Origin of the sequence: Kitasatospora sp. NPDC057198 (assembly GCF_042670125.1) — a bacterium.
Taxonomy (GTDB): domain Bacteria; phylum Actinomycetota; class Actinomycetes; order Streptomycetales; family Streptomycetaceae; genus Kitasatospora.
In genome coordinates, this window is record NZ_JBHUWH010000027.1 from 20,739 (window position 1) to 33,105 (window position 12,367).

Here is a 12,367-nt window from a genome sequence, read left to right on the forward strand (position 1 = left end):
CCGCCGCTTCGCCGACCGGGTGCCGGTCCCCCTTCCGGGAGGGGCGGTCGGCGTGCTGACCCGCGGCACCACCGCCGCCAGGGCCGCGGTCCTCGCCGCTGCCGTCCTCGCCACCGTCCTGGTGCTGGCCGTCATCCCGGGCCACCGCGGCTGGTTCGACATCGGCGTGTACTACGGCGCCGTGCACCACTGGACCGCCACCGGGCAGCTCTACGACTACGTCCGGCCCGGCACCGCCTACGGGTTCACCTACCCGCCGTTCGCCGCCCTCTGCATGCTGCCGATGCGGCTGTTCGGCTGGCACCCGGCGATCGCGGTCGGCGTCGCCCTGTCGGCGGCCGCCACCGCACTGCTGCTGTACTGGCTGGTCGATTCGGTCGCCCGCCGCCGGGGCTGGTGCCGCTGGTACGCCTTCGGGCTCGCGGCCTGCCTGTGCGCGCTCAGCAACCCCGTCCGCGACACGTTCAGCTTCGGCCAGGTCAACCTGCTGCTGGTCGCCCTGGTGTTCGCCGACCGGGAGTTGGACGGCCGCCGATTCGCCGGCAGCCGCTGGCGGTCGCTCGCCGGGGTCGGGACCGGGCTGGCCGCCGCGGTCAAACTGACCCCGGCCCTGTTCATCGTCCACCTGCTGCTCACCGGCCGCCGGCGGGCCGCGGCCACCGCCGCCGCCACCGCGCTGGGCGCCACCGCCGCGGGCCTCCTGCTCGGCCCCGGCGTCTCCCGCGGGTTCTGGACCGGCACGCTGTGGGACACCGACCGGGTCGGCGGCTTCGCCAACATGTCCAACCAGTCCCTGCAGGGGATGATCGCCCGCCTTGGCCCCCAACTCCCGGGCCGCGCCCTGTGGGTGGCCGCCTCGCTGGCCGTCCTCGCGCTCTGGGCGCACCGCCTGCGCCGGGCCGCCGCCGCCCGCGACGGCCTCGCCGCGTACAGCCTCACCGGGATCGCCTGCTGCCTGGTCAGCCCGATCACCTGGGTGCACCACCTGGTCTGGATGCTGCCCGCCCTGGTCGTGCTGGCCGACGCCGCCCTCGACCGCACCCGTCGCCGCCCGCTGCTCGCCCTGTGCTGGCTGCTCCAACTCCTGCTCTCCAGCGGCATGGTGTGGCTCTGGCGCCCCGACGGCCGCGACCTCGGCACCTTCCTCGGCGGCAGCGCGTACGCCCTGATCACGCTCGGACTGCTGCTCGCCGTGCCGATCCGCCCGCACCCCGACGCCCCCGCGGAGCCCGCCGCGCCCGAACGGCCCGCCACCCGCCGCACCGACGAGCACCCGGCCCCCGTCGGCTGAACGCGCCGTCCCGCCCGGACGATAAGCGCTGGCCCCGCCCGGCCCCGTTTTGCCACAGTGGGCCGCATGACCACCGCCGGACCCGCCCCCGCGCCCGCCGATCCGCCGTTCGTCCCCGGGCTCGACCTGGCCCGGTTGCTGTACGAGGAGGGCGTCCGGCCCCTGCTGGCCGAGGCCCACCCCGGTCTGCGGTACGCGGCGGCCCGGATCGGCCCCGGCTCGGAGGTGCTCGGCTTCGACACCGCCCGCTCCGCCGACCACGACTGGGGCCCGCGCCTGGAACTCTTCCTGGAGCCCGCCGACGCGCGGCGGCACGGCCGGGCGGTCCGCGAACTGCTCGCCGCCCGCCTGCCCGGCGAGATCCGCGGCTGGTCCACCCACTACCGCGCCACCGGGAACCCGGACGACCCGGTCAGCCACCTGGAACCGGCCCCCGCCGGCGGTCCGCTCGACCACCGCGTCGCCGTCCGCGACCTGCCCGGCTGGCTCGCCGAGCGCCTCGGCCCGCCCGCCGCCGCCTGGGCCGACACCGCGCCCGGCCCGCTCGACTGGCTGGCCCTCCCGCAGCAGCGGCTCGCCGAGTTCACCGGTGGCGCGGTCTTCCACGACGGCCCCGGCACCCTCACCGCCGCCCGCGAACGCCTGCGCTGGTACCCCGACCAGGTGTGGCGCCACCTGCTGGCCTGCCAGTGGCAGCGGATCGCCCAGGAGGAGGCGTTCCCCGGCCGCTGCGCCGAGACCGGCGACGAACTCGGCGCGGCCCTGGTCACCGCCCGCCTGGTGCGTGACCTGATGCGGCTGGCCTTCCTGACGGCCCGCCGCTACGCCCCGTACGGCAAGTGGTTCGGCAGCGCCTTCGCCCGCCTCGACACCGCCCCCGCCCTGGCGCCCGCCCTGCGCGCCGCCCTGGCCGCCCCCGATCCGGCGGCCCGCGAACGGCACCTGTGCGAGGCGTACGAGGCCGCGGCCCGCGCGCACAACGCGCTCGGCCTGACCGAGCCGATCGACCCGGCACGCCGCCGCTACCACGGCCGCCCGTACCTCGTCCTGCACGCCGACCGCTTCGCCCGAGCGCTGCAACGGACGGTCACCGCACCGGAGTTGCGCGACCGCCCGCTGACCGGCGCGGCCGACCAGTGGACCGACAGCACCGACCTGCTGGCCCGCCCGCGGGCCCTGCGGGCGGCCGTCGACGCCCTCGGCTGAGCGCCGGAGCGGCTGAGTGCCGGAGCGCCGAAGCCGTAAAGCGCCGGGGCGTCAGAGCGGCCGGGAGGCCCGCAGCGAGTACACCAGCGGGATGCGCGGACCGGCCGGCAGTCGGAAGTGCCCGTGCGCGTGCTCGTGCAGGAACTCCAGCCGCAGCCCGGCCGCCGCCAGCGCGCTGACCACGTCGCCCACGCCGTGGCGCCACTGCACCGTCCGGGTCGAGGGCAGCTCCGCCGACCGGTCCGCGTAGCTGCCCGGGTCGTCGACGACCTGGGCCCCGCGCAGGAAGTAGTCCTCCACCAGGACGCCCGGGTCGTCCTCGACCAGCTCGGACAGCGGGTGGAACTCCGCCAGGTACACGAACCCGCCGGGCTTCACCAGCCGCGCCACGGTGCGCGCCCAACCCGCCAGGTCGGGCAGCCAGTTGAGCGCGCCTCGCCCGGTGTAGACCACGTCGAAGCCCTCCCCGTCCAGCGCCTCGAGGGCCCCGTACACGTCCGACACGACGAACCGCGCCGTGTCGGCGCCGATCTCCGCCGCGAGCTCCGCGGCCTGCGCGATCGCGGGCGCCGAGAAGTCCAGCCCCGTCACCTCCGCCCCGCGCCGGGCCCAGGAGAGGGTGTCCAGCCCGATGTGGCACTGCAGGTGCAGCAGCCGCTTCCCGGTGACGTCGCCGACCTCGGCGAGCTCGAAGTCGATGAGGGTGTCGGCCCCGGCGGTGAAGCCGGGGACGTCGTAGAACCGGCCGCCGACGTGCAGCGGCACCCGCTCGTCCCAGTTGGCGCGGTTGAGCTCGGCCCAGTCGGCGGGCGGGGCGGCGGGGAGGTCGTTCGGGTGTGCGGACATGCGGAAGATCATTCCGGCCCGAACCGCCGGACGGCAAGGCGCCGAGCAGCAGGGTGCCGAGCGGCCGGGCGTCAATCCGCCCCCGGCCCGTCCTGCCCCAGGTGCTGCTCCAGCTGCCGCTGGTTGGCGACCACCCGCAGGCACAGGTGCCGGAAGGCGGCCAGCTCCTCGGGGGAGAAGCCGCGGAAGACCGCCGCCATGGCGCGCCGGGTCGGGTCGCGGAAGGCGTCCAGCCAGGCGCGGCCCTCGGGGGTGATGGTGACGCGGACGGACCGCCGGTCGTCCCGGTCCTGCGTGCGGCGCGCCAGGTGCTCGCCCTCCAGGGTGTCGACCAGGCCGGTCACGTTGCGCGAGCTGACGCCGCCGCCCCGGGCCAGTTCGCCGATGCTCAGGCCGGGCTCGGGGGCGCCGGCGAGCCGGGCGAGCACGTCGAGCGCGCCGGAGCTGAGGCCGCGCCCGCCGGCGCCGTGCGCGCGGAGCCGGTCGACCGCCTGCGCGGCGGAGCGGACGGCGGCGGCGGCCTCCAGCGCGAGCGTGTCGCCGCCGCCCGCGAAGGCGCCCATGGCGGCGCGCACGCCGGGGTCGTAGAGGTGCCCGTCGGCGTCCGCCACCGGACCGGAATCGTGTACGTCCTTCACCATGAAGACCTACCGTAATTGTCGGCGGCCCACCGGTCCAACCCCGCCCGCACACCGCCCGCCGCCCTGCCCGCACACCGGCCGCCGCCCCCGCTCACCCGTCCGGCCCAGCGACGCGCCGCGTGCGGCGCAGCGGGCGGGCGCCGTCTGCGGCGCGTCGCTAGCGTCCGGCTGAGAGAACGCCGGATCGAGTGGCTCGTCGAGCGCTAGGAGAGTGCGCGTGGCCGGGACAGCACCGCCCCCGCAGGGCAGACCGATCGGGAGCAGTCCGACCGAGGACGGTGCGGCGGGGGTGGTGGCCTCGGCGACCCGGTCGACGGCGGTGCGGGCCTCGCTGATCGCCGCCGCGGCGAGTGTGCTGCTGGTGGTGGCGATCGTGCTGGGCAGCCGGTTCCTGCGCGACTTCGACTCCGCCCTGGTGCCGTACGCGGTGGCCTCGGTGTTCCTCACCTTCGGCGTGGTCTACCGCTACGTGGTGTGGGTCTCCGCGCCCGCCGCCCGCCGGATGTTCACGCAGGGCTGGAAGGCCGCGCTGTCCTGGGAGAACCTCAAGCGCTCGCCCGCCGCCCTGCCGAAGATGATCGCCACCTACCTGGGTTTCCAGAAGTTCCTCGGCGCCCGCTCGCACGCCCGCTGGGCGGCGCACCAACTGATCTTCTGGGGCTGCCTGCTGGCCGCCGCGATCACCTTCCCGCTGACCTGGGGCTGGTTCACCTTCACCTCCGCGAGCGCGGCCGGCCCCGGCTACGAGATGCGGCTGTGGGGCCTGCGGCTGTTCGGCTTCGACTCCGGCAGCTTCCTCGGCTGGGCGCTCTACCACGGCCTGGACCTGGCCGCCGTGATGGTGATCGGCGGCGCCGGCTACTTCCTGTGGCGGCGGATGCGCGACCGCGCCGCGACCACCGGCCAGCGCTTCGGCTACGACTTCCTGCCGCTGCTGGCGCTGGTCACCATCTCGGTCACCGGCCTGCTGCTGACCTTCTCCGAGATGTTTCTGCACGGCGGCGGCTACGAGTTCCTGGCGATCCTGCACATGGCCTCGGTCGTCCTCACCCTGGTCTACCTGCCGTTCGGCAAGTTCTTCCACATCGTGCAGCGCCCGGCCGCGGTCGGCATGCAGCTGTTCAAGTACACGGCGCGGCGCAAGGGTTCGGACGCCCAGGAGCTCCAGGCGTGCAAGCGCTGCGGCCAGCCGATCGACACCGTCGCGGCGGTGGACAACCTGCGCGCCACGATGCGCGACCTGAAGCTGGGCTTCGACGAGTGGGCCGAGTACTGCCCCCGTTGCAAGCGGGTGCTGCGCGGCACCGCCTACCTGTCGAACGTCAAGCGGGGGTTCAAGTGAGCCACGAACACGTCCCGTTGGACCCGAGCGTCGCCCCGCTCGGGACGCGCAACTTCCGCGACGCGGGCGGCCTGCCCGCCGCCGCCTGGCGGGCCGACCAGACCGAGCAGACCCTCGTCCCCACGCACTGCTGCTTCTGCGGCGTGCAGTGCGGCATGTACCTGCGGGTGAACTCCCACGGCAAGGTGTTCGGGGTCGAGCCGCGCAACCACGACATCAACCGGATGCGGCTGTGCCCCAAGGGGATCAACGCGTACCAGCAGGTCAACCACCCGGACCGGCTGACCGCGCCGCTGATGCGCCGCAGCCGCGACGAGCCGTTCCGGGAGGTGGGCTGGGAGGAGGCGCTGGACTTCACCGTCGCCGAGATCCGCCGGATCCAGGCCGAGCAGGGCCGGGACGCCTTCGGGATGCTCGGCGGGGCCAGCCTGTTCTCCGAGAAGACCTACCTGGTGGGCAAGTTCGCCCGGGTCGCGCTGAAGACCCGGCACGTGGACTACAACGGCCGGCTGTGCATGGTGAGCGCGGCGGGCGCGAACAAACTGGCCTTCGGCATCGACCGGGCGGGCAACCCGTTCTCCGACATCCTGCAGACCGACTGCCTGCTGATCGCCGGGTCGAACGTCGGCGAGTGCTTCCCGGTGATGACCCAGTACGTGTGGGGCGCCCGGGACCGCGGCGCCACCCTGATCGTCGTCGACCCGCGGGAGACCGCGGTCGCCCGCACCGCCGACATCCACGTCGCGCTCAAGTCCGGTACGGATTCGGCGTTCTTCAACGCGGTGCTGCACGTGATCGTCGAGGAGGGCCTCACCGACGAGGCGTTCCTGGCCGAGCACACCACCGGCTGGGAGGAGGTCAAGGCCACCGTCAAGGCGTACCCGCCGAGCCGGGCCGCCGAGATCTGCGGCATCCCGGCCGAGCAAGTCGTCCAGGTGGCAAGGGCGTTCGGCACGGCGGACCGGGCGATGGCCTGGCACGCGCGCGGCATCGAGCACCACACCCAGGGCGTGGAGAACTGCCTGACCGTGATCAACCTGTGCACCGCCACCGGCAACCTGGGCCGCCCCGGCGCCGGTTACGGCACCATCACCGGCCAGGGCAACGGCCAGGGCGGCCGCGAGCACGGCCAGAAGTCCGACCTGCTGCCCGGCGGCCGCTCCATCAACGACCCGGTGCACCGCCGCCAGATCGCCGCGATCTGGGGCATCGAGGAGTCTGAACTCCCGCAGGCCGGCACCTCGATGATGGAGATGGTCTGGCAGATGCAGCGCGGCGAGATCCGCGGCCTGATCGGCGTCTGCAACAACCCGTTCGTCTCGCTGCCCAACTACGCGGTGGTGAAGGACGGTTACGACAGGCTGGAGTTCCACGCCCAGCTCGACTTCTTCCTCTCCGAGACCGCCGCCAACGCCCACGTGGTCTTCCCGGTCACCACCTGGGCCGAGGACGAGGGCGTGATGGCCAACGCCGAGGCCCGGGTGGTCAAGCACAACAAGGCCCAGGAGCCGCCCGAGGGCGTGCGCACCGACACCTGGGTGATGTGCGAGATCGCCCGACGCCTCGGCGAGGGCGGCAAGTTCGCCTTCGAGGGCTCCAAGGACGTCTTCGACGAACTGCGCCGCGCCTCGGCCGGCACCGTCATCGACTACTACGGCATCACCTACGAGCGGCTGGAGGAGACCGGCGGCATCGCCTGGCCCTGCCCCAGCCTCGACCACCCGGGCACGCCCCGGCTCTTCGAGGGCGGCAAGACCTCCCACCAGGACGGCAAGGTGCACATGCAGGTGGTGGAGTGGCACCCGCCGGCCGACCCGTACAGCGACGAGTACCCGATGACGCTGACCACCGGGCGCACCGTCGCGCACTTCCTGTCCGGCAACCAGACCCGCCGGCTGGGCGGCCTGGTCGAGCAGACGCCCCGCCCCTGGGTGGAGGTGCACCCCTCGCACGGGTTCCGCAACGGGGAGCCGGTGCGGGTGGTGACCCGGCGCGGCAGCGAGGTGCTGCCCGCGCTGGTGACCGAGGCGATCCGCCCCGACCACGTGTTCGTGCCCTACCACTGGCCGTACCCCGTCGCCGCGAACGCGCTGACCATCGACGCCCTGGACCCGCGCTCGAAGATCCCCGAGTACAAGGTGTGCGCGGTGCGGATCGAACGGGCCGAGGCGATCGACCCGGTGCCCGCGCCGCCCGTCCCGCCGGGCCGCGAGGCGTACCCGGAGGCCCAGGTCTCGCGCACCGACCCGCTGCCGCCGACCTCGCCGCAGGGCCGCGGCACCGCAGAGAGGGGCTGACCGCCGTGCTGGGACGCACCATCTTCATCGACCCGGGCCGCTGCATCGGCTGCCAGGCGTGCGTGTCGGCCTGCCGCGAGTGCGACTCGCACCGCGGCAAGTCGATGATCCACCTGGACTACCCGGACGAGGGGCACACCGTCGCCTCGCTGCCCACCGTCTGCATGCACTGCGAGGACCCGGTCGCGCCGTGCGCCGAGGTCTGCCCGGCCGAGGCGATCCTGATCACCGCCGACGGCGTGGTGCAGGAGGCCGACCCGACCCGCTGCATCGGCTGCGCGAACTGCGTCAACGCCTGCCCGTTCGGCGTGCCCAAGATCGACCTGGAGGCCAAGCTCCAGATGAAGTGCAACCTCTGCTACGACCGCACCTCCTACGGCCTGGCACCGATGTGCGCCACGGTCTGCCCCACCGGCGCCCTGTTCTACGGCACCGTCGAAGAACTCCAGGCCGAGCGGCCCGGCGTCGACGTCTCCACGATGTTCGCGTTCGGCGACACCGTGGTCTCCACCGGCGTCGCCATGGTGGTGCCCGCCGAGCGCCGGGCGCCCGTCCCCGGCGGAACGCTGAACCTGATCGAGGTCAACGGGCGCCCCGCGCCCGGGAACGGAGCCAGGGCGTGACCAGCCCCGTCAACTCCCCCCAGCCGTACGGCCAGGAGGGCGGGCCCGACGACCACCGGGCCGAACAGGCCGCGCTCAAGGAGCGGATCAGCGCCGACTCGCTGACCACCCGGCGCGACTACCTGCGGATCGTCGCCACCGTCTCCGGCGGCCTGGTGGTCGGCTCCACGGTGGTCTCGGCCGGCGTGCTGCACCGCCACGGCGACGGTGCCGCAGCACCGTTGAAGGTCGCCGACCGGCTGGAACCCGGCGACGCGGTCACCTTCGACTACCCCGGCGAGGACGACCGGGCGATGGCGATCCGGCTGCCCGACGGCACCCTGGTCGGCTACTCCACGGTCTGCACCCACCTCGCCTGCGGAGTGCTCTGGCGACGCGACCACGGCACCGACGGCGACCTCTACTGCCCTTGCCACGAAGGGCAGTTCGACTCCCGCACCGGCGAGGTCACCGGCGGGCCGCCGCCCCGCCCGCTGCCCCGGGTGGTGATGGCGGAACGGGCCGACGGCTCGGTCTGGGCGGTCGGCACCGTCCGCTCCGGCGAGGAGACGCTGACCGGCGTGTGCCGGACCCTGCGCGACCCGGAACTCATCGCCGCCGCCAACTGCCCCAGCCGCAAGAGCGGCAAGTGAGATGACCGGCACGCGAGACGAACCGGCGATTCGCCGACCCGCCCGTGGAGGTGCGTGATGAGCGTTCCCGAAGGCCACTACCCCGAGGGCTACCGCCCCGGCAGCGACGAGCCCCGGCTCAACCGGCCCGTCCACGAGCGGTACCCGCAGATCCGGGCCACCTCCGGCTACGCCGACCCCCGGGTCTCGGCGACCGGCCCCGGACCCGGCGCGGGCACCGACCAGCAGCCCGAGCGCTCGGCCATCCTCTCCGCCCGGGTCGGCCTGGCCGTCACCGTCGTGATCGGCCAGCTGTGGGCCCTGAACACCGCCACCAACGCCTGGATGAGCGGCCACGCGGCCACCGCCTGGTGGTGCACCGGGTTCAGCGCCGCGTCCTTCCTGGTCGTCCTGCTCGCCTGGTGGATCTCGCCCAACGACCGCTGAGCGCAAGGGGGTTGCGGACGGTCACGATTCGTCGCCGACCACCCGCGACGCGTTCCCCGAACCGGCCGGCGCCCCGTACGCTGTCCCCGGCCGCGCGAACGGCCGACGGGACAGACCGCGGGGCGGCCGGCCGCGCCGGTGTCCGCGGGGGTGCGCGCCGCACGGGCGCGAGAAGGGCACGACGCATGACGGAGCACCTCACCACCGAGACGGTCCAGCCCAGGCCGTTCCCCGACCGGCAGGCCGTGCTCCGCGCGGCCGTCCTCGTCCCGGTCACGGTGGCCCACATGCACGACGCCCACCCGCACCAGCCGCTCACCCTCGCCGCCACCGAGGCCGTCGGCGTGCACACCGGCGGCCTCGCCTGGGACGAGCGCGCCCGCCGGCTGACCGTCCACCCCGCACCCGCGCAGGTGGTCGGCGCCCGGATCGAGATCCTCACCGTCGGCGACCACCCGCTCGGTCACGCCGTCAAGCAGCCCGGGGGAGAGGTGAGTTGGCCCGAGTGGGGGCAGCTCGGCGACACCCCCGTGGTCTGGCACGGACAGCCCGAACTGCTCGTCGAGGGCGGCGCCCACCCCTGCCGGCTCAACCTCACCGGTGAGCAGCGCGCCCTCCAGATCCAGGCCGAGGGCGAACACGGACTGGACTTCAACGAGGCCCTGCTGCGGGTCACCCGCCCGCTCGCCGAGGCCCTCGAGCTGCTGCCCGACGGCCTCGACCGCACCGGGGCGCTCGGCCGCCTGGTCACCCTGCTGATCGACCGCGGCGCCCGCTACCTGATCCCCGCCGACCCGCACGACCTGCCCGGCTGGGAGGCGCACCTGCACCTCGCCTACCGGGCCCTGGAGGCGCAGTCCCGCACCCGCCGCGACGAGCGGCCCACGCCCGGCACCGCCGCCCACCGGCCCGTCCGCTACGACGCCCTGGTCCGGCCGGGGTACGGCGGGGCGCCGGAGATCGTGCTGACGCCCGTGCTGCGCCGCGGCGGCCAGTGGCTGGCGGCGATGGACCCGACCGCCCTCGAGCTGCCCCACTACCGCGGCGCCGGCTGGTAGCCGGGCCGGCGGGTCGGGCCCCGGCCCCTGGCCTCCGGCCCCGGGTCACGGCCGCGGGCGGAGCCAGGAGCCGGGAGCTGGGAGCTAGGAGTGCGGCAGGGGCTGCGGGCGCTGGGCCAGGACCGCGCCGAGCAGCAGGCCGACGGCGATCGCCACCACCGTGGTGACCATCGACAGCAGGTCGTGGAAGCCCTGCACGGGATGGCCGCCGGCCAGGCTGGTCAGGCCGCGCATCCCCAGCGAGCCGACCGTCAGGGTGAAGAACCCGGGCAGCGCCAGCAGCAGCCGCGGCGGCCGGCCCGGCCCGCGGGACACCACCGTGGCCAGCGCGCCGAGCGCCGCGGCGGCCAGGAACGTCCCGCCGACCTCGCCCACCAGCTTCGTCGCCCCCGACTGCACCGCCACCGTCAGGTACACCGTCCCCAGCAGGGTCGGCAGCAGCCGCCACGGCACCGCGAACGACAGCACCGTGCCGACGGTGAACACCACCCAGGACAGGAACGCCGCCCAGCGCGGCAGGTCGGCATGCGCCGCGACGTCGAACAGCGCCGAGGTGTCGCCGCCGGTGGCGTACACGCCGAGCATCACGCCCAGGTACAGCTGCAGCAGCAGGAACACCGCGTACACCAGGCGCACCGCGCCCGTGGTCAGGAACCCGGCGGCCAGCTCGGCGGCGGCCGCCGACAGCAGGTCGCCGGGGACGAAGTAGAACAGCGCCGGGAGCATCAGCAGCACCGCCCCGCCGTGCGCCGGGGTGCGCGCGAACACCTCCAGCACCAGCACCGACACCGCCGCCGAGGCGACCAGCGGCAGCACCCGCGACAGCCGCGGCCGGCGCTCCGCCGCCACCGCCAGCACCGCCGTGACCAGGCCCAGCAGCGCGGTGCTGCCGATCTCGTACCAGGTCGGCTGCATCAGCGGCGCGAAACCCACCGAGAACAGCACGATGCCCAGGCCCTTGAGCCACCACGGGTACGGGGCGGGCGAGCCGTCGATCGCCGCCAGCCCCCGCTCCGCCTCCGCGAGGGGGGTGCGGCCCAGCGAGACCCGGTGCGCCCAGGGCTTGAGCGCGGCCACCCTGTCCAGCCGGGCCACGTCCGGGAAGGACCGGACCGCGACCGTCGAGGTGTGCCCGTCCAGTACGACGGTCAGCGTCGCCCCGTCCGGGACCAGCACCATCGAGGTGCGGGCGCCGAAGCCCGCCGCGGCCCGCGCCACCGTCTGCTCGACCTCCGAGGCGCCCTCGCCGCTGGCCGCCAGCAGCATCCCGGCCAGCCGGGCCAGCAGCGCCGTCACCCGCTCAGGCGGGGCCCCCGCCGGCGGTGCCCCCGCCGTGCCGTCGTCCATCCGCGCCTCCCGGGCCGCCGAACCTGACACCCGCTCACATCCTCGCCCGGCGGACGGTCGCCCGCGCTCCGGGCGCGCGGGAGGGGCGCGGGAAGCGCGCGGGCGGCGCACAGGGGGCGGCTGCCGACGTGCGGTGCCCGGAATGTGGTGATACCACTCGAAGGACCCGTGGAAGGGAGCCAGTCGATGGACGACTACCCGGCGCTCAACCTGTTCTGGACCATGCTGTGGCTGTTCCTGTGGATCCTGTGGTTCTTCCTGATGTTCAAGGTGCTGACGGACATCTTCCGCAGCCACGACATGGGCGGCTGGGGCAAGGCCGGGTGGACGGTCTTCGTGATCGTGCTGCCCTACCTCGGCGTCCTGGTCTACCTGATCGCCCGCGGCAAGGAGATGGGCCGGCGCGACCGGGCCGTCGCCGCCAAGGCCGAGAGCGACTTCCAGGACTACATCAGGAAGGCCGCCGGAACGCAGGACCAGAACACGGGACCGCGGCACGTCGAGGAACTCGCCCGGCTCGCCGACCTGAAGACCACCGGCGCGATCTCCCAGGAGGAGTTCGACCGGGCCAAGCAGAAACTGCTTGCCTGACCCCGGCGGACGAACCGACGGACGGACGACGGACATCGGACGGCGCGCGCACGCGGCCCGGGCCCTG

At 74.5% G+C, this 12,367-nt stretch carries 12 protein-coding genes; 9 read left to right on the forward strand and 3 right to left on the reverse strand.

The features are described from left to right. The first annotated feature begins 52 nt into the window (after positions 1-52). Together ACFUEL_RS05600 and ACFUEL_RS05605 are read left to right on the forward strand one after the other, a co-directional pair. Positions 53-1,291: a glycosyltransferase 87 family protein gene (locus ACFUEL_RS05600; protein ID WP_380234711.1), complete on the forward strand. Its 1,239-nt coding sequence runs from the start codon at positions 53-55 to the stop codon at positions 1,289-1,291. Between the two features lie 66 nt (positions 1,292-1,357). Continuing rightward, a complete protein-coding gene (locus ACFUEL_RS05605) occupies positions 1,358-2,497 on the forward strand; it encodes a DUF4037 domain-containing protein (protein WP_380234712.1) in 1,140 nt (379 codons plus the stop codon). A gap of 51 nt (positions 2,498-2,548) precedes the next feature. Here the strand turns inward: ACFUEL_RS05605 and ACFUEL_RS05610 are convergent, their stop codons facing one another. Both ACFUEL_RS05610 and ACFUEL_RS05615 read right to left on the reverse strand, forming a co-directional pair. Further along, on the reverse strand, positions 2,549-3,343 hold the full coding sequence (locus ACFUEL_RS05610) for a class I SAM-dependent methyltransferase (protein WP_380234713.1): 795 nt from the start codon (positions 3,341-3,343) through the stop codon (positions 2,549-2,551). Between the two features lie 71 nt (positions 3,344-3,414). Beyond that, entirely contained in the window at positions 3,415-3,984 is a 570-nt protein-coding gene (locus ACFUEL_RS05615; protein ID WP_380234714.1) for a MarR family winged helix-turn-helix transcriptional regulator, read from the reverse strand. A 217-nt stretch (positions 3,985-4,201) separates the two neighbouring features. Here ACFUEL_RS05615 and ACFUEL_RS05620 point away from each other — a divergent pair, with 217 nt between their 5' ends. From ACFUEL_RS05620 to ACFUEL_RS05645, 6 genes are all read left to right on the forward strand, one after another. Beyond that, positions 4,202-5,326, forward strand: coding sequence for an MFS transporter (locus tag ACFUEL_RS05620; protein WP_380234715.1), 1,125 nt, complete (start codon positions 4,202-4,204; stop codon positions 5,324-5,326). Next, positions 5,323-7,623 carry a molybdopterin oxidoreductase family protein gene (locus ACFUEL_RS05625; protein WP_380234716.1) on the forward strand — a complete coding sequence of 767 codons (2,301 nt, stop codon included), beginning with the start codon at positions 5,323-5,325 and terminating at the stop codon, positions 7,621-7,623. Before ACFUEL_RS05620 ends, ACFUEL_RS05625 begins: the two co-directional genes overlap by 4 nt. A gap of 5 nt (positions 7,624-7,628) precedes the next feature. After that, complete coding sequence (locus ACFUEL_RS05630) at positions 7,629-8,246, forward strand: 4Fe-4S dicluster domain-containing protein (protein WP_380234717.1); 618 nt, start codon at positions 7,629-7,631, stop codon at positions 8,244-8,246. Next, a complete protein-coding gene (locus ACFUEL_RS05635) occupies positions 8,243-8,878 on the forward strand; it encodes a ubiquinol-cytochrome c reductase iron-sulfur subunit (RefSeq protein ID WP_380234718.1) in 636 nt (211 codons plus the stop codon). The genes ACFUEL_RS05630 and ACFUEL_RS05635 overlap by 4 nt, the downstream gene beginning before the upstream one ends. A gap of 57 nt (positions 8,879-8,935) precedes the next feature. Further along, the gene (locus ACFUEL_RS05640; RefSeq protein ID WP_380234721.1) at positions 8,936-9,304 is read left to right on the forward strand and encodes a hypothetical protein; all 369 of its coding nucleotides are present in this window, start codon (positions 8,936-8,938) and stop codon (positions 9,302-9,304) included. Between the two features lie 185 nt (positions 9,305-9,489). Continuing rightward, entirely contained in the window at positions 9,490-10,362 is an 873-nt protein-coding gene (locus tag ACFUEL_RS05645) for a hypothetical protein (protein ID WP_380234722.1), read from the forward strand. Between the two features lie 84 nt (positions 10,363-10,446). Here ACFUEL_RS05645 and ACFUEL_RS05650 read toward each other — a convergent pair whose 3' ends face one another. Next, positions 10,447-11,709, reverse strand: a complete 1,263-nt coding sequence (locus tag ACFUEL_RS05650) for a threonine/serine exporter ThrE family protein (protein ID WP_380234723.1) — start codon at positions 11,707-11,709, stop codon at positions 10,447-10,449. Between the two features lie 186 nt (positions 11,710-11,895). On the opposite strand from ACFUEL_RS05650, the gene ACFUEL_RS05655 reads away from it, so the two are divergent. Beyond that, complete coding sequence (locus ACFUEL_RS05655) at positions 11,896-12,300, forward strand: SHOCT domain-containing protein (RefSeq protein ID WP_380234725.1); 405 nt, start codon at positions 11,896-11,898, stop codon at positions 12,298-12,300. Positions 12,301-12,367 lie beyond the last annotated feature (67 nt).

What these genes read in the sequence shown, in the direction of transcription:
- ACFUEL_RS05605 (WP_380234712.1), top strand. Translation starts at nt 1,358, where the DNA reads ATGACCACCGCCGGACCCGCCCCCGCGCCCGCCGATCCGCCGTTCGTC.
- ACFUEL_RS05610 (WP_380234713.1), bottom strand. Translation starts at nt 3,343, where the DNA reads ATGTCCGCACACCCGAACGACCTCCCCGCCGCCCCGCCCGCCGACTGG.
- ACFUEL_RS05615 (WP_380234714.1), bottom strand. Translation starts at nt 3,984, where the DNA reads ATGGTGAAGGACGTACACGATTCCGGTCCGGTGGCGGACGCCGACGGG.
- ACFUEL_RS05640 (WP_380234721.1), top strand. Translation starts at nt 8,936, where the DNA reads ATGAGCGTTCCCGAAGGCCACTACCCCGAGGGCTACCGCCCCGGCAGC.
- ACFUEL_RS05645 (WP_380234722.1), top strand. Translation starts at nt 9,490, where the DNA reads ATGACGGAGCACCTCACCACCGAGACGGTCCAGCCCAGGCCGTTCCCC.
- ACFUEL_RS05650 (WP_380234723.1), bottom strand. Translation starts at nt 11,709, where the DNA reads ATGGACGACGGCACGGCGGGGGCACCGCCGGCGGGGGCCCCGCCTGAG.
- ACFUEL_RS05655 (WP_380234725.1), top strand. Translation starts at nt 11,896, where the DNA reads ATGGACGACTACCCGGCGCTCAACCTGTTCTGGACCATGCTGTGGCTG.